The organism is Pseudomonas sp. NFPP07, from assembly GCF_900115645.1.
In the GTDB taxonomy this organism is placed as follows: Bacteria; Pseudomonadota; Gammaproteobacteria; order Pseudomonadales; family Pseudomonadaceae; genus Aquipseudomonas; species Aquipseudomonas chlororaphis.
In genome coordinates this window covers 221,185-237,728 of the sequence record NZ_FOXG01000008.1, presented here as the reverse complement: position 1 = coordinate 237,728, position 16,544 = coordinate 221,185, and the positions used below count along the sequence as shown (strand labels likewise).

General features: G+C 63.8%; 13 protein-coding genes. 6 read left to right on the top strand and 7 right to left on the bottom strand.

From position 1 onward, the window contains the following. Positions 1 to 21 precede the first annotated feature (21 nt). Positions 22 to 399 carry a response regulator gene (locus tag BM019_RS21610; RefSeq protein WP_007924849.1) on the top strand — a complete coding sequence of 126 codons (378 nt, stop codon included), beginning with the start codon at positions 22 to 24 and terminating at the stop codon, positions 397 to 399. A gap of 311 nt (positions 400 to 710) precedes the next feature. On the opposite strand, the gene BM019_RS21605 is transcribed toward BM019_RS21610, so the two are convergent. After that, entirely contained in the window at positions 711 to 1,766 is a 1,056-nt protein-coding gene (locus BM019_RS21605; RefSeq protein ID WP_062826040.1) for a tetratricopeptide repeat protein, read from the bottom strand. Between the two features lie 290 nt (positions 1,767 to 2,056). On the opposite strand from BM019_RS21605, the gene BM019_RS21600 reads away from it, so the two are divergent. From BM019_RS21600 to BM019_RS21590, 3 genes are read left to right on the top strand one after another with little or no spacing between them, the layout of a single operon-like run. Further along, positions 2,057 to 4,204 carry an FUSC family protein gene (locus BM019_RS21600; protein ID WP_092420129.1) on the top strand — a complete coding sequence of 716 codons (2,148 nt, stop codon included), beginning with the start codon at positions 2,057 to 2,059 and terminating at the stop codon, positions 4,202 to 4,204. Then, entirely contained in the window at positions 4,194 to 4,397 is a 204-nt protein-coding gene (locus BM019_RS21595; RefSeq protein ID WP_007924845.1) for a DUF1656 domain-containing protein, read from the top strand. Before BM019_RS21600 ends, BM019_RS21595 begins: the two co-directional genes overlap by 11 nt. Next, positions 4,394 to 5,341: an HlyD family secretion protein gene (locus tag BM019_RS21590; RefSeq protein ID WP_009044140.1), complete on the top strand. Its 948-nt coding sequence runs from the start codon at positions 4,394 to 4,396 to the stop codon at positions 5,339 to 5,341. Before BM019_RS21595 ends, BM019_RS21590 begins: the two co-directional genes overlap by 4 nt. A 101-nt stretch (positions 5,342 to 5,442) precedes the next feature. Here the strand turns inward: BM019_RS21590 and BM019_RS21585 are convergent, their stop codons facing one another. The 6 genes from BM019_RS21585 to BM019_RS21560 all read right to left on the bottom strand — a co-directional run bounded on the left by BM019_RS21585 (position 5,443) and on the right by BM019_RS21560 (position 14,558). Continuing rightward, positions 5,443 to 6,864 (bottom strand): efflux transporter outer membrane subunit, encoded by a 1,422-nt coding sequence (locus BM019_RS21585; RefSeq protein WP_053261425.1) that lies wholly within the window; start codon positions 6,862 to 6,864, stop codon positions 5,443 to 5,445. Beyond that, positions 6,861 to 10,040, bottom strand: coding sequence for an efflux RND transporter permease subunit (locus BM019_RS21580; RefSeq protein ID WP_009044138.1), 3,180 nt, complete (start codon positions 10,038 to 10,040; stop codon positions 6,861 to 6,863). The genes BM019_RS21585 and BM019_RS21580 overlap by 4 nt, the downstream gene beginning before the upstream one ends. 15 nt (positions 10,041 to 10,055) lie before the next feature. Continuing rightward, entirely contained in the window at positions 10,056 to 11,312 is a 1,257-nt protein-coding gene (mexE, locus tag BM019_RS21575) for a multidrug efflux RND transporter periplasmic adaptor subunit MexE (RefSeq protein WP_009044137.1), read from the bottom strand. A 281-nt stretch (positions 11,313 to 11,593) separates the two neighbouring features. Then, on the bottom strand, positions 11,594 to 12,250 hold the full coding sequence (locus tag BM019_RS21570; RefSeq protein WP_092420126.1) for a DUF2931 family protein: 657 nt from the start codon (positions 12,248 to 12,250) through the stop codon (positions 11,594 to 11,596). Positions 12,251 to 12,324: 74 nt separating this feature from the next. After that, positions 12,325 to 12,984 (bottom strand): DUF2931 family protein, encoded by a 660-nt coding sequence (locus tag BM019_RS21565; protein WP_092420123.1) that lies wholly within the window; start codon positions 12,982 to 12,984, stop codon positions 12,325 to 12,327. Beyond that, positions 12,984 to 14,558, bottom strand: a complete 1,575-nt coding sequence (locus tag BM019_RS21560; RefSeq protein ID WP_092420120.1) for a phospholipase effector Tle1 domain-containing protein — start codon at positions 14,556 to 14,558, stop codon at positions 12,984 to 12,986. The genes BM019_RS21565 and BM019_RS21560 overlap by 1 nt, the downstream gene beginning before the upstream one ends. Before the next feature lie 258 nt (positions 14,559 to 14,816). Between BM019_RS21560 and BM019_RS21555 the strand changes: the two genes are divergently transcribed. Both BM019_RS21555 and BM019_RS21550 read left to right on the top strand, forming a co-directional pair. Further along, positions 14,817 to 16,133, top strand: coding sequence for a flavin-containing monooxygenase (locus BM019_RS21555; RefSeq protein ID WP_092420117.1), 1,317 nt, complete (start codon positions 14,817 to 14,819; stop codon positions 16,131 to 16,133). After that, positions 16,133 to 16,543 (top strand): RidA family protein, encoded by a 411-nt coding sequence (locus BM019_RS21550; protein WP_007924833.1) that lies wholly within the window; start codon positions 16,133 to 16,135, stop codon positions 16,541 to 16,543. Before BM019_RS21555 ends, BM019_RS21550 begins: the two co-directional genes overlap by 1 nt. Position 16,544 lies beyond the last annotated feature (1 nt).

Here is a 16,544-nt window from a genome sequence, read left to right as displayed (position 1 = left end):
TTGACCGAACAAAGGCTTCTCATGAGTGAAGATGCACAAGACGTCGTACTGATCGTCGAAGATGAACCGGTGATTCTGATGTTGCTCGCCGACTATCTGTCGGGCCTGGGCTACCGGGTGCTGCAGGCGGAAAACGGCGAGCAGGCATTCGAGATCCTCGCCAGCAAGCCGCACCTGGATGTGATGATCACCGACTACCGGCTACCGGGCGGGATTACCGGGGTGATGATCGCCGAACCCGCGGTGAAACTGCGCCCCGACCTCAAGGTGATTTTCATCAGTGGCTATCCCACCGAGATTCTCGAGTCCGGCAGCCCCATCGCGAGAAGCGCGCCGATCCTGGCCAAGCCCTTCGACCTCGACAGCCTGCAAGAACAGATCCAGCGCCTGCTGGCGTGACCTCCCGCAGCCGGCACCGGGCATGTAGCCGCTCGCAAGATCGTCAATCGACCCTCGCGGCCGTATCACACAACATGCATGTTCAAGGACTTGCGCCTGCTGCGCAGGCGATCGCAGCCTGCGGCAGCGGCTACATGAAGCCTGCCGCGCTCCTGTAGCCGCTGCCGAGCCCGCGAGGCTGCGCTCGCCTGCAAAGCAGGCGTAAATCCAGGCCGCGCACTCCACTTGGTCCACCGCAGAATCAGGTTTTGCGACAACTGCGTTGTCGATCGCAGCCTCGCAAGCTCGGCAGCGGCTACAGGGAATAGCCTTTACAGGCCTTGCTGCAAGGCCGGATCGTCGGGGTTCTGTTGTTCCAGCTGGGCCAGCAGGATCTGCACGTTCTGCAGCTGGCCGCTTTCCTTCCAGTACTTGATCAGCAGCACCCGCGCCTTGCGGTTGGCGGGTTGGCGCTGGACGATTTCCTCGAGCTGTTTCTGCGCCGCTTCCAGCTCCTCTTCGCTGTGCAGGGTGGTGGCCAGGTCATAGCGGTAGTCGGCGTTGTTCGGCTCCAGCTCCACGGCGCGGGACAGGCCGAGCAGGGCGAACTCGCTCTGGTCGTGGTGCAGTAGCCACATGCCCAGGGCGTGTTGCAGGTAGGCGGAATCCTGTTGCGCCTGCAGCTGTTTGGCCAGCAACTGGCGGGCGGCTTCGCTGCGGCCCTGGCGGTCGAGCACCTCCAGTTGCAGGATCACCGCTTGCAGGTTGTCCGGTTGCAGGCTCAAGGCGTGCTCCAGCGTCTGCTGGGCCTGGTCCAGGTTGGCGTTGTGCAGGTACAGGCGCGCCAGCTGGTATTGCGCCTCGACGTTCTCCGGCTGGGCCTTGAGCACCTGGGTGTACTCATCGATCACTTGCTGCAGCGGCCCGAAATACAGGCCCTGTTCATCCGGCGACAGGCCGAGCAGGGCGGTGACGGCGGCGAAGCGCACGCCTTGCACTTCATCGTCCAGCAGCGGGCCGATCAGCAGGCTGCGCTGGCGCGCCGGGACCAGGCCGAGCACCGCCTGGATGGCGGCCTCGCGGACCTCGGGCTCGGCGTGGTGCAGGCCGGCGTCGGCCAGTTTCAGCGCCTGTGGGCTGGGGTAGTTGTGCAGCTCGGCGAGCAGGCGGATGCGCCGGCTGTCCGACAGGTCTGGACGCCCCAGCTGCTGATACAGCACCCGCGCTGCGCCGGGCTGGCCGTTGCGCGCCTGTTCCAGCGCCTTGCCGTAACCGTGCCTGATCGCATCCGGCACCGCCGGGGGCGTGGTACGCAGGAACAGCCACGCAAGGCCCAGGGCCAATACGACGAGGAGGCTGATCAACAGGGTGCGGCGGGGCTTGGTCATGCAGGCATCCATGGCAGGGGCGGCTTTACGAAGGCGCAAGCTTCGGTCAGGTTCCCCTCGGAGTCAAACCCGCTTGCGGGGCGGCGGGCAGGACTCGGGTTTTCGCGGCAGGGCAAGGCTGGAAGAGCCGCGCCGGCTGGTCCAATCACTCTGCTTGACGACGCGGTTGGCGCGAAGGATCGACAGTTCGGGAAAAATTGCCTTCCTGCCGGGAAGGCCGGGACGATAAGCTTTCCCGGCCGCAGACTGACTACGCTAGCCGCAGGTGCCCCTTTGTCCAGAACCCACTCATGCAGCCACTGATCAATTACTTCAAGGTCGTGATCCACCCGGGAGGCGCGGTGCTGCGCTTCGCCCTGCGTACCATCGCCGCCGGCCTCTTGACCCTGTACCTGGCGTTCATCTTCGACCTCGACCAGCCCAAGTGGTCGCTGATGGCGGTGATCATCGTCAGCCAGCCCCTGGCCGGCATGGCCCTGGCCCGCAGTTTCGGCCAGGTGGTCGGCACCACCCTGGGGGCCGCGGTTGCGGTGCTGATCATGGCGATCTTCCCCCAGGCGCCGCTGCCGTTCCTGGTCACCCTCGGCCTGTGGCTGGCGTTGTGCACCGCCGGCGGCACCTTGCTGCGCTACACCAGCTCCCAGGCCTTCGTGCTCAGTGGCTACACCGCGGTGGTGGTGGCGATGCTGGCGATCCCCGATCAAGGCAACACCCTGATGCTGGCCATTACCCGGGTCACCGAAACCCTGCTGGCGGTGGCCTGCGTCTGCGTGGTCAGCCTGCTGACGGCGCGCCCGGAGGCCGTGGCCCATGGTTACTTCGCCAAGATCGACCAGGTGCTCAAGTTGCTGGCGACCCACGCCGCGGCGGCGATCCGCACCGACGAAAGCGAGGCCGACTTCCACAAGCGGCAGATGCAGTTGCTGGGCGAGATCAGCGCCCTGGAAGGTTTGCGCCGCCACCTGTACTTCGATGCGCCACGCCTGCGCAGCGCCGACGGCCTGGTGCAGCTGCTGGGCAACCAGCTGGTGCTGCTGACCTCGCGCCTCACCGTACTGCGCCACCAGCGCGAGCTGCTGCGGGCGCGCTGGGTCGGCGAGCTGCCGGAGGCGATCCAGCAACTGCGCGCCGACGAACTGGCGTTTCTCGACGAACTGGCGCAGCACGGGCGTGCCTTGCCCGCCGCCTCGCGGCAGCAGTTCGCGCACTTGCAGCAGCGCTTCGACGAACAGGCGCGGCGCGCCGAGCGCGAGGCCGATGCCTTGCCCGCGACCCTGCGCTCCCTGGCCTGGGCCCTGCGCTGGGAGCAGGCGCGGATGCTCAAGCAGCTCGAAGACATTCTCGAATTCAGCGATGCCATCCAGGACGGTCGCCAGGCCAGTTGCCTGTACCGCCAGGGTCGCTCAAACCCACTGCACCTGGACTGGCCGCTGGCGGCGATGAATGCGCTGCGGGCCTTCACCGCGCTGCTGGTCGCCGGGCTGATCTGGATCGAAACCGCCTGGGACGGCGCACGTTCGAGCATGGTCCTGGTGGGCATTCTCTGTTCGCTGATGGCGACCTTCCCGCGGCCCCTGGCGGCGGCGCAAAACTATATGCGCGGCCAGGCCCTGGCGCTGGTGATCTCGGCGGTCTACGTCTTCGCCCTGGTGCCCTTGATCGGCGATTTCGAATGGCTGGCGCTGTTGCTGGTGCCGCTGCTGTATACGGTCGCGGTGGGCCTGGCCAGCCCGATGACCGCCGGCATCGGCATGGGCCTGGGGCTGTCGAGCCTGCTGATGATCGGCCCACAGAACATCGGCGCCTGGCAGAACAATGCCGCTCAGTGGTTCGAGTTCGCCGGGGCCTATGTCAGCGGCGGGGTGCTGTCGTTGCTGGTCTATGCGTTCATTTTCCCGTTCAACCCGGTGCTGCGCATTCGCCGCTTGTTCCGCGACACCCGCGAGCAGGTGTACGCCTTACAGAAAACCACGGCCAGCGATGAGGAGCAGTTTGTCTTCGAGAGCCGCATGGTCGACCGCCTGACCCAGATGCTCGGGCTGTTGCCCGCCGCCGGCGACCGGGCTTCCGCCGAACGTTTCGAGACCAGCCTGGCCTGCATGACCCTGGGCGTGTCGATGAACCAGCTCAAGCAGCAGAGCCTGGACAACCCCTGGTTGAGCAGCGCGGCCAACGCCGACCTGCAGCAGTTGCTGCGGCGGGTCGGGCGCTATGTGGCGGGGCGCCCGGGGCTGGATGTGGACCCACTGCTGGCGCGCCTGCGGGAACTGGGCGACCACCTGGACCAGTTGCACGCCGACGACCGGCCAGAGGCCCACGAACAGCTGTGGTCGGTGTTCCGCATGCGCGTCTCGCTGCTGATCGTCGGCGCCTTCCTGGAGCGCTACCGCCCCATGCTGCAACCCACGGAAACAGGAGAACCGGCCCTTGCCCATTGATTTCGAATTCGGCGGCGTCTACCTGCCGCCCATTGCCCAGGCCCTGTTGCTGGCCTTGCCGATTTTCCTGCTGCTCGACTGGGGGCTGCGGCGCCTCGGTGTATTGCGTTTCGTCTGGCACGAAGCGCTGTTCGAAGGGGCGCTGTATGCCTGCGTCTGCGCCACGGTCATTTTGCTGATGGGAAGCCTATGAATCTGAAAAACACCCTGGCCCGCTCGATCACCCTGGTGGCGGTAGTGCTGGCGCTCGTGCTGGGCTGGTTCGCCTGGGAGCATTACACCCGCGCGCCCTGGACCCGCGATGCGCGGGTGCGGGCCGATGTGGTGACCCTGTCGGCGGACGTCGCCGGGCGCATCGTCAGCCTGCGGGTGCAGGACAACCAGCACGTGGACAAGGGCCAACTGCTGCTGGAGATCGACCCGGCGCAATATGCCCTGGCCGTGGAGCATGCCAAACGCTCGGTGGAAGTGGCGGTCGCCACCCTCGGCCAGTCCGAGGCGGCGATTGCCGCCAGCGCGGCGCAGCTCAAGCAGCGGCAAAGCGAAGAACGCCGGCGCCGCAGCCTGAAGCAGGGCTTCGCGATTTCCGGCGAGGAGTGGGAGAAGTCCAATACCGATGTGGCGGTGGCCCAGGCCGACCTGTTGCGCGACCAGGCCAACCTCGGCCTGGCCCAGGCCAACGTGCACCTGGCCCAGGCCGCGCTGAAGCAGGCCGAACTGGACCTGCAGCGCACCCGGGTCGAAGCCCCGGTCAGCGGCTACGTGACCAACCTGCAGACCCGCCAGGGCGACTACGCCAGTGCCGGCGCGGCCTTGCTGGCCCTGGTGGACAGCGACTCTTTCTATATCAGTGGTTATTTCGAGGAGACCAAGCTGCCGCGGATCGAGGAGGGCAGCGCGGTGCGCATCCAGCTGATGAGCGGCGAGACCTTCAACGGCAAGGTGCAGAGCATCGCCTTCGCCATTACCGACCGCGAGAACTCCCAGGGCAGCCGCCTGCTGGCCAACATCAACCCCAGCTACACCTGGGTCAAGCTGGCGCAGCGGGTGCCGGTGCGGATCGCCATCGACCCCGATTACCCGGGCAAGGACAGGTTGCGCGCCGGCACCACGGCGACGGTGACGGTGCTGGAATAGGCGATGCTTTTTGCCAGGCGAAAAAAAGCCCCGTGACCGAATGAGAACACGGGGCAAAAAATTGGTTGGTTGCGGCCAACCAAAGGAGCTCGGTTGAAGCCTTATTTGCTGGCGACCGTCTCCGGCTGCCAGCCGCCACCCAGGGCCTTGTAGATGGCGACGATGCCACGGTACAGGTCGACCTCGGCCTGGGCCTGGGAGTCCTCGGCGGCCAGGCGTTCGCGCTGGGCGTCGAGCAGCACCAGGAAATCGACGGTGCCTTCGCGGTAGCGGATTTCCGCCAGGTCGGCCGCGGCGCGGCTCGACTCGCTCTGGCGAATCAGCGAGATCAGGCGTTGCTGGCGCTTGCCGTAGTCGCTGAAAGCGTTTTCCGACTCTTCCAGGGCCAGCAGCACTTGCTGCTCGTAGGTCGCCAGGGCGCCGTCGGCGTCGGCATTGGCGCCCCGCAGGCGGGCGCGCACGCTGCCCAGATCGAAGGCCGCCCAGGTAATGCTCGGGCCCAGGGCCCAGGCATTGGCGGCCGAGGAGCCGATCTGCGAACCACGGCCGGCGGTGAAGCCGAGGAAGCCGCTGAGGCTGACCCGTGGGAACAGGTCGGCCTTGGCCACGCCGATCCGCGCGGTGGCGGCGGCCAGCTGGCGTTCGGCGCTGAGGATGTCCGGGCGGCGCTGCAGCAGTTCGCCCGGGTCGCCGATCGGCAGGGCCTTGGCAATCGCCGGCAACTGCGCGGGCTTGAGATCGACACTGAGCTTGTCCGGGCGCTCGCCCAGCAGGGTGGCGATACGGTTGCGCTGGCGCACCTGTTCGGCCTGCAGTTGCGGCACGCTGGCCTCTACCGCGGCCAGGCGCGCATCGGCGCGGACCACGTCGAGCTGGTCGCCGACGCCGGCGTCACGCAGGCTTTCGGTGATCTTGCGCGACTCCTGCTGGTTGTCCAGGTTGGCCAGGGCGATCTTTTCCCGCAGCTGGGCGCCGCGCAGTTGGCCGTAGGCGTCCACCAGCTCGGCAATCATGGTGACTTGCAGCTGGTAGAGGTCGGCCTCGGCGGCCTGCTGGTCGGCTTCGCTGGCTTCCAGGTTGCGCTGGATGCGGCCGAACAGGTCCAGTTCCCAGGCCATGTCCAGGCCCAGGTCGTAGCGTTCGCTGTTGACCCGGCGGGTGGTCTGGCCGGGGATCTGCCCCTTGGCCAGATCGCTGCTGGCGCGGCTGGTGATGGTCGGCATCGCATCGTTGCTGGCATCGTCGCGGATCGCCCGGGCGGCCCGCAGACGGGCGAAGGCCACGCGCAATTCACGGTTGCCCTGCAGGGACTTTGTCACCAGCTGGTTGAGCACCGGGTCGTCGAACTGCTGCCACCAGATGCCTTCGAAGCGCGCGCGGTCGAAATTCTTCTGGCCCGCGGCGCCATCGGCGGCGGCCGCGATATGGGCCGCCTCGGTGGTCGGGGTCTGGTAGTCCGGGCCGACGGCACAGGCACTCAGGGCCAGTGCCAGCAAACTCGGCAGGAAGACTTTCAGGCTCATTGTTGCGCCTCCAGTTTCAGGGCACGGGTCGCTTTGCGGGCTTCGCTGCGCTCCACATAGTTGCGGATCAGGACGTAGAACACCGGGGTCAGCAGCAGGCCGAAGAAGGTCACCCCGAGCATCCCGGAGAACACCGCGACACCCATGGCATGACGCATTTCCGCGCCGGCGCCGCTGGAGAACACCAGGGGCACCACACCCATGATGAAGGCGAACGAGGTCATCAGGATCGGCCGCAGACGCAGGCGGCAGGCTTCCAGGACCGCGGCCAGCGGGTCGAGGCCTTCTTCCTGCTTGTCCTTGGCGAACTCGACGATCAGGATCGCGTTCTTGCACGCCAGGCCCACCAGTACGATCAGGCCGATCTGGGTAAAGATGTTGTTGTCGCCACCGGACAGGATTACCCCGGCGATGGCCGACAGCAGGGTCATGGGCACGATCAGGATCACCGCCAGCGGCAGGCTCCAGCTCTCGTATTGCGCGGCCAGTACCAGGAACGCCAGCAGCACGCAGAGCGGGAAGACGAACAGCGCGGTGTTACCGGCCAGGATCTGCTGGTAGGTCAGCTCGGTCCATTCGTAGGTCATGCCGTTGGGCAGTTCTTCCTTGAGCAGTTTCTCGATCGCCGCTTCCGCCTGGCCGGAGCTGTAGCCCGGTGCGGCCGCGCCGTTGATTTCCGCGGTGACGAAGCCGTTGTAGTGCATCACGCGGTCGGGACCGGCGGTGTCACTGACCTTGATGAAGGTCGCCAGCGGGATCATCTCGCCCTTGTTGTTGCGCACTTTCAGCTGGCCGATCTGCTCGGCTTCGAGACGGAACTGCTGTTCAGCCTGGACGTTGACCTGGTAGGTACGGCCAAAACGGTTGAAGTCGTTGGCGTACAGCGAGCCCAGGTAGACCTGCAGGGTGTCGAAGATATCGCTGATGGCCACGCCGTGGGTCTTGGCCTTTTCCCGGTCGATAGCCGCGTCGACCTGGGGCACGTTGACCTGATAGCTGGTGAACAGCCCGGCCAGTTCCGGCACGCTGCGACTCTTGGCGATGACGTTCTGCACTTCTTTATACAGCTCTTCGTAACCCATGCCGCTGCGGTCCTCGACCTGCAGGCGGAACCCGCCGATGGTCCCCAGGCCCTGTACCGGCGGCGGTGGGAAGATCGCCATGTAGGCTTCCTGGATATCGGCGTACTTGCCGTTCAGGGCACCGGCGATGGCCCCGGCGGACATGCTCGGGTCCTTGCGCTCGTCGAAAGGCTTGAGGGTCACGAACACGATGCCGTTGTTCGGGCTGTTGGTGAAACCGTTGATCGACAGGCCCGGGAAGGCCACCGCGCTTTCCACGCCCGGTTGCTTCAGGGCGATGTCGGACATGCGCTTGATCACGTCCTCGGTGCGGTCCAGGCTCGCGGCGTCCGGCAGTTGGGCGAAGGCCACCAGGTATTGCTTGTCCTGGGCCGGGACGAAGCCCATCGGCGTGTGGGCGAAGCCGAACCAGGTCAGCACCATCAGGCCCGCGTAGAGGAACAGGGCGATGCCGCTGCCACGAATCACCCGGCGCACGGTGCCGACGTAACCATGGCTGGCGCGGTCGAAGAAGCGGTTGAAGGGTTTGAACAGCCAGCCACCCAGCAACTTGTCGAGGAACTTGGAGAAGCCGTCCTTTGGTGCGTGGTGATCCTTGAGCAATACCGCGGCCAGGGCCGGCGACAGGGTCAGGGAGTTGAAGGCCGAGATCACCGTGGAGATCGCGATGGTCAGGGCGAACTGCTTGTAGAACTGCCCGGTCAGGCCGCTGATGAAGGCCGCCGGCACGAACACCGCGCAGAGCACCAGGGCGGTGGCGATGATCGGCCCGGTCACTTCGCGCATGGCGCGCTTGGTGGCTTCCACCGGGTTCAGGCCGAGGCCGATATTACGCTCGACGTTTTCCACCACCACGATGGCGTCGTCCACCACGATACCGATGGCCAGCACCAGCCCGAACAGCGACAGGGCGTTGAGCGAGAAGCCGAACAGGTGCATCACGGCAAAGGTACCGATCAGCGAGACCGGCACCGCCACCAGCGGGATGATCGAGGCGCGCCAGGTCTGCAGGAACAGGATCACCACCAGCACCACCAGGATCAGTGCTTCGAACAGGGTATGCACCACGGCCTCGATGGAGCCACGCACGAAGATGGTCGGGTCGTAGACAATGCTGAAGTCCATGCCTTGCGGGAAACTCTGTTTCAGCTCGGCCATCTTGGCCCGCACTTCGTTGGAGATCTCGATGGCGTTGGAGCCAGGGCGCTGGAAGATCGGGATCGCCACCGCCGGCTGGTTGTTCAGCAGCGAACGCAGGGCGTACTGGTTGGAACCCAGCTCGACCCGGGCGATGTCTTTCAGGCGGGTGATCTCGCCGTTGTCGCCCGAGCGGATGATGATGTTCTCGAATTCTTCCTCGGTCACCAGGCGGCCCTGGGTGTTGACCGACAGCTGGAAGCTGGTGGCGCTCGGCGCGGGCGGGGCGCCCAGGGTACCGGCGGCGACCTGACGGTTCTGCTCGCGAATGGCGGTGACCACGTCGGTGGCGGTCAGGTTGCGCGAAGCGGTCTTGTTCGGATCGAGCCAGACCCGCAGCGAGTAGTCGCCCATGCCGAACAGCTGCACATCGCCGACGCCGCCCAGGCGCGCCAGCTCATCCTTGATATTGAGGATGGCGTAGTTGGACAGGTAGAGCATGTCGTAGCGTTTGTCCGGCGAGGTCAAGTGCACGACCATGGTCAGGTCGGGCGAGGCCTTGTCCACGGTGATGCCGATGCGCGTCACCTCTTCAGGCAGCTTGGGCTCGGTGCGGGTCACGCGGTTCTGCACCTGCACCTGGGCGTTGTCCAGGTCGGTACCCAGGGCGAAGGTGATGGTCAGGGTGATCTTGCCATCGGCGGTGGACTGCGAGGACATGTAGAGCATGTTCTCGACGCCGGTGATGGCCTGCTCCAGGGGCGCGGCCACGGTTTCACCGATGACTTTCGGGTTGGCGCCCGGGAAGTTGGCGCGCACCACCACGGTCGGCGGTACCACTTCCGGGTATTCGCTGATGGGCAGCTGGAACAGCGAGATGGAGCCGGCGATCAGGATCAGCAGCGACAGCACCGCTGCGAAGATCGGCCGTGAAATGAAGAATTGGGAGAAATTCATCTTGAGTCTTTTCCCTTAACCGCGTGGAGTCGCAGCGCTGGCCAGTTTCGCAGCCGCTTCAGACGCGCCCTTGGCGGGGGCGACTTGAGGCAGGTTGCTGGCTTCCAGGGCCTTTCTTTGTTGCGCCAGGGCGGCGAGGGTTTCCTTGCTGGCCATCGGCACCACTTCAGGGCTGACCGGCGCGCCCGGACGGGCGCGCTGCAGACCCTTGACGATGATGGTGTCGTCCTTGTTCAGGCCGTTGCGCACGATGCGCAGGCCTTCGATCTTCGGCCCCAGCTCGACGGCGCGGTACGCTGGCTTGTTGTCGGCATCCATCACCAGTACGAACTTCTTGCCCAGGTCGGTCCCCACCGCTTCGTCGTTGATCAGCACGGCGGAGTAGGTGCCGCTGCCCACCAGTTTCAGGCGCGCATAGAGGCCCGGGGTGTAGCTGCCGTCGGCGTTGTCGAACACCGCGCGACCGCGGATGGTGCCGGTCTGCGGGTTGACCTGGTTGTCGACGAAGTTCATCTGGCCCAGGTGCGGGTGGCCTTCTTCATTGGACAGGCCGAGGTACACCGGGGTGGTCTGGCCACGCTGGCCCTGGCGGGCGAGCTGGGCGTACTTGAGGTACACACGCTCGTCGGCGTCGAAGTAGGCGTAGACCTTGTCGGTGGAGACCACGCTGGTCAGCGGGGTGACATCGGCGGTCACCAGGTTGCCGGCGGTGATTTGCGCACGGCTGACGCGACCGCTGATGGGCGCGCTGACCCGGGTGAAACTCAGGTTGAGCTTGGCCACGTCCAGTTGCGCCTGGATTGCGTCGACTCCGGCGCGGGCTTCCTGGGCGGCGCTGGTGCGGGTGTCGGCCAGCTCGGCGGAGATCGCGTTGCTGGTCAGCAGGCGCTGGCCGCGCTGGGCTTCATTGGCACTGCGGGTGGCGGTGGCGCGGGCTTGTTGCAGCTGGGCTTCCAGGCGGCGCACTTCGGCCTGGAACGGCCGCGGGTCGATCTGGAACAGCAGGTCGCCTTTTTTCACCAGGGCGCCTTCGGTGAAGGCCACCTGGTCGATCTGGCCGGAAACCCGTGGGCGGATCTCTACGGTTTCCGGCGCCTCGAGGCGCCCGGTGAACTCGTCCCATTCGTTGACCGGCTGTTCGAGCACCTTGGCCACGCTGACTTTGGCGGCGGGCATGCTGGCGGCCGTTTCCGGCGCCTTGCCACAAGCGCTCATCACCAGCACGGCCAGGAGTGCGAGAGGGAAGCGTAAGTGTTTGAGTGACTGTTCCATGGATCATCCGCCAATGTATTTGAGATGGGCGGATGATGCTCGGCAGGGTTGTATCGCACGAATCGAATGAGACGAAGGTAACTATCATTCGGAATGATATAAGCGCGATGAAAGCCCTCTAGCATGCACCTTTCGTTAGGGGGCTATCAATTCCCTAAACGGAATTTCATTGTTTCCGCGATTGCAAGGGTCGGACGGCGAGGGTGGTGACGGCATAAGGTGTTATCGCAAGGATTGTCGCCCAGGTTGCGGTCTGCCGGGCAGGGAGGCGAGTGCTTTCATTACCAACTGCCATAGGGGATGCCGTACTTCTCTATATAGCGTTTGGATTTTTCGCTGACCTTATAGGCGTAACGGCCGTTGTTTTCTCCTTGGTCCGGGCCTAGAGGCTCAACTTCGGCTTGGGTCCGGGCTACTTTGATCGGATGACGGCATTCATCCCTTACCCACACTTGGACAATGCCGCCAGGGGCCAGGCCCAGATTGATCGAGGCCATATAGCTGGCGGTTTGTTTTGGCGTTTCAGGGCAACGACGGTCGGTCGCCTTGCGCATGATCTGTCGGGCCTCTTCCGGGATGTTGATCCATGCTCGATAGGTTTGCGGTTCAACCACCGATTGCCAGCGTACGAAAATGCGTTTCGGCAGGTCGGCACCGACTACGGATTTGCCACCAACACCAACTCCTGCCCATCCCCTTGCAGACTCTCTGTTGTCCTCCGGTTGTCCGCCTGCTGCAGTTCCGCCGCCGGTGCGGCGAAACAGTTTTCCATTGATATCTTCTACCGCGCTGTCTTCAACCCAGACCTTCATGTAATTGGGCTCGGTGAAACCTAGATCCCACCAGGGATTTTTGGGGTCGTTTTTTCCGGATAGCGGATCGGTGGTCAGGCAGCCAGTTAGCAGTAGTGCGCCCAGCAGGGCGATGAATACTCTCATTACCAACGGGTTCAGCCAGGTGGGTGGGGGATGTGTTCACATCGTAAAGGGTGTCGATACCAAGAGAACTCTGTCTACCAACTGCCATAGGGGATGCCGTACTTCTCTATATAGCGTTTGGATTTCTCGCTGACCTTATAGGCATAACGGCCGTTGTTTTTTCCTTGGCTGGGTCCCAATGGTTCGACTTCAGCTTGAGCTCGAGCGACTTTGACTGTGTGGCGGCATTCATCTCTTACCCACACTTGAACAATGCCGCCCGGCGCCAAACCCAGATAGACGGACGCCATATAGCGGGCGGTCTGGTCCGGTGTTTCCGAGCAGCGTCGGTTAGTTGAGGCCCGCATGATTTTTCGGGCCTCTTCGGGGATCTCCACCCACGCCCGATAAGTCTGTGGTTCCACGATGGATTGCCAACGTACGTAAATACGCTTGGGCAGGTCGGCTCCCACCACTGACCATCCATTGCCTCCAACTTTATCTTCCCAGCCCCGGGCCCACTCTGTGTCATAACCGAGGTCGCCACCTGCCGCGGAGCCGCTGCCAGTGTGGGTGAATAGCTGGCCATTGATGTCTTCAACGGCGCTGTCTTCGACCCAGACTTTCATGTAGAACGGCTCGATAAAGCCAAGCTGCCACCAGGGGGCTTTCGGGTCATTCTTTCCAGAAAGTGGATCAGTGGCTTGGCAGCCACTTAGCAGCAGTGCGCCCAGCAGTGCGATAAATGCTCTCATTACCAAAGTGTCCAGTCAGGTACGTGAGGGTGTTGCACACGCACGGCATCCACCGTGGGGGCATTGATGTAGACGACTTTAAGACTGCCGCCGTCCCGTTTACCCAGCGGGTGGTTCCAGTGGGCCGAGAGATGGATATAGCGCAGCTTGAGCATGATCTCCTCAGCTGGAGTCGTACTGTAGTCACCGGCGACAAACCTGTCACATAGTGCTTGAAGCTCCGTTGGAATCGCGTACTCGGGTGTCTCCGGGATTTCCTCGAATTGCACACCGTTCTGCCTGGCCAGCTCATACATGACGCGCAAAGTGACTCCCGCCAGCTTATTGCTCATTGGCCTATTGAGTTGCAGGCCGGCATATACCCGTTTTCTTCGTGGTCCGAGGCGATTCTGTGGATCCTGGGGCAGCAACAGCGGCTCCGGTGTGACGATTTCCAGCCATTGCGCGGGCCAACCCTTGGCCAGCCAGTGTGCTCTTGCCTGGAGCGCATCCCGGTAAATCGAGGTGTGGGTCACATCGGTATTGATTGAGACTTCCAGCGCCTGCATCGGAGTGACCAGTACACACTCCTGCATCTCCTCCAGATAACCGCCGCCGATATCCGAATGCGCGCCGGGTAGCGTGATCTCGGCATGATCAGGTTTGACCTGGCTCAGGGCGAAGTTGGCCCGATACTCGTCGCGGGCGACCAGTTGCACCACCGAGCGAAAGTAGCGGCGGTCGAGGTGGAGCTTGATACCGGGAGCAATGGCACTGCGCACATTGCCCAGATTGCTCAAGCCGGCAATCGAAGGCACGGTGTCGAACAGACCGATAAAACCCATATCGACATCGTGGCCGTACTGCCGGTTGAAGTTGGGACTGAGGGCCTCGGAATGGCTATGCAAAATCAGTTGCAGCGGTCCGAGCCAGCGCACGACCTCATTGGCAAAGTGCCGGGCTGCTGCCGCGCCTCGGCTAAAGCCGAAGGCATCGAAGGTCAGTGAAGTGATTTCACTTTCGAGATTATCTTCATGGGTTTCACGGACAAGTTCCTCTATTTCCCGAAATGCCCTTTGTACACACCCCAAGACACCTCTTTCACCACGCCCGGTTCCAGAGGTAATCACGCTGTCTTTCTCGCCTGTCTTTGTGCCGATGCCCTCGATATAGATTGAGCGAAAGGCTTGCTTATGTAGACCTTCACCTTCGACTTTTTGGGGGGCGTGGTACAGCTCTCTCAACAGTTTTATATTGCTCACCCCATTCCCATAACTGCTCTGCGGATCGCTCATATATGGCTTGCAACTACCATCGATATCCCTGGCTTCAACAGGATGCTGAGCCCCACACAACTCACCCATAGCCGAGTTGCCAGCATTGTTTCCGGTACCGTCAAAGAACACGCCAATGCGCAGCGCCACCTGGACTTTTTCAGGCGGTGGCGCAGGTTCCTTGGCGTACTTCTCGTACTGGGCCCAGAGCTGTTCGCCGTAGCTGGGTTGTTCGGTTTCAGCGGCGCATTCGGCGGGGCTCTGGTTAGGATTGGCGGGCCGTAAAACACTGGGCATCGGCCCGGGTCCGTTGCTGGCCATGACGGGTCCTGGTTCAAGCGAAAGGGTCGCTGGAAACCGTACCGGGAATGCTGGGGCAGGGATTTAGGAGGATTCTGCAAGAGGCTGGGCAGTGGCTGATTCGGTTGTAGGGCTGATGCAGAGCCCCCCGATAGCCAGACAGTTTTTTACTCTCTAGCAACCACAAAAATCATAATTTCGGCATTTCCCGCCTTCTCCCAGAATGCGTCCTACACCTCCCACGGCTGCCTACGTGGGATCACTCAACAGGGCGCAGACATGACAACCCATAAAACAATAATCGACACGCTTGTAGTGGGCGCCGGCCAAGCCGGCGTGGCCATGAGCGAACACCTGAGCCGCCTGGGCGTGCCGCACCTGGTGCTGGAGCGCAACCGCATCGCCGAAGCCTGGCGCACCGGGCGCTGGGATTCGCTGGTGGCCAACGGCCCGGCCTGGCACGACCGCTTTCCGGGCCTGGAATTCGAAGGACTGGACCCCGATGCCTTCGCGGGCAAGGACCAGGTCGCCGACTACTTCGAAACCTACGCCCGCAAGTTCAATGCGCCGATCCGCACCGGCGTCGAAGTCAGGAAGGTGGTGCGTAACGCCAACCGCCCGGGCTTCACCGTGGACACCAGCGACGGCGTGATCGAAGCCCGGCAAGTGGTGGTGGCCACCGGTCCGTTCCAGTGCCCGGTGATCCCGCCGATCGCCCCGCAGGATCAGCGTGTGCTGCAAATGCACTCGGCGGCCTACCGCAATCCGCAACAGCTGCCCGAAGGCGCGGTGCTGGTAGTGGGCGCCGGTTCGTCGGGGGTGCAGATCGCCGATGAACTGCAACGTGCCGGCAAGCAGGTCTACCTCTCGGTCGGCGCCCATGACCGTCCGCCGCGGGCCTACCGCAACCGTGATTTCTGCTGGTGGCTGGGGGTACTGGGCGAGTGGGATGCCGAGACCATGCAGCCAGGCAAGGAGCACGTGACCATTGCCGTCAGCGGCGCCCGTGGCGGGCATACCGTGGACTTCCGCCGGCTGGCCCACCAGGGCATGACCCTGGTCGGCCTGACCAAGGCCTTCGATAACGGTGTGGTCAGCTTCGAGGCCAACCTGGCCGAGAACATTGCCCGCGGCGACGAAAACTACCTGGCGCTGCTCGACGCCGCCGACGCCTACATCGCCCGCAACGGCCTGGACCTGCCGCAAGAGCCCGAAGCGCGGGTGATGCTGCCGGACCCGCCATGCCTGACCCAGCCGCTCCTCGAACTCGACCTGGCCAAGGCTGGCGTCGGCACCATCATCTGGGCCACCGGCTATTCGGTGGACTACAGCTGGCTGCAGGTCGACGCTTTCAAGGACAACGGCAAGCCTCGTCACCAGCGCGGTGTGTCCAGCGAGCCCGGGGTCTATTTCGTCGGCCTGCCGTGGCTGTCGCGCCGTGGCTCGGCGTTTATCTGGGGCGTGTGGCACGACGCCCGGCACATCGCCGAGCACATCGTCAAACAGCGCCTCTACTTCGATTACCGCGACGCCGCGCAGCGTCAAGCCGAGCGCGAATCCGCCACTCAACCCGCCAGCCGCATGGGAGCCCGCTGATGCCTACGCATACCCGTATCCGCATGTTCAACACCAAAGACACCTACCCGAATCAAAGCCTGGACAACGACCTGTGCCAGGCCGTGCGTGCCGGCAACACCGTGTATGTGCGCGGCCAGGTCGGCACCGACTTCAATGGCCAGCTGGTCGGCCTCGGCGACCCGCGGGCCCAGGCCGAGCAGGCCATGCGCAACGTCAAGCAACTGCTGGAAGAGGCTGGCAGCGACCTCAGCCATATCGTCAAGACCACCACCTACCTGATCGACCCGCGTTACCGCGAGCCGGTCTACCAGGAGGTCGGCAAGTGGCTCAAGGGCGTGTTCCCGATCTCCACCGGGCTGGTGGTCAGCGCCCTGGGCCAGCCGCAGTGGCTGATGGAAATCGACGTGATCGCGGTGATCCCCGAATAAG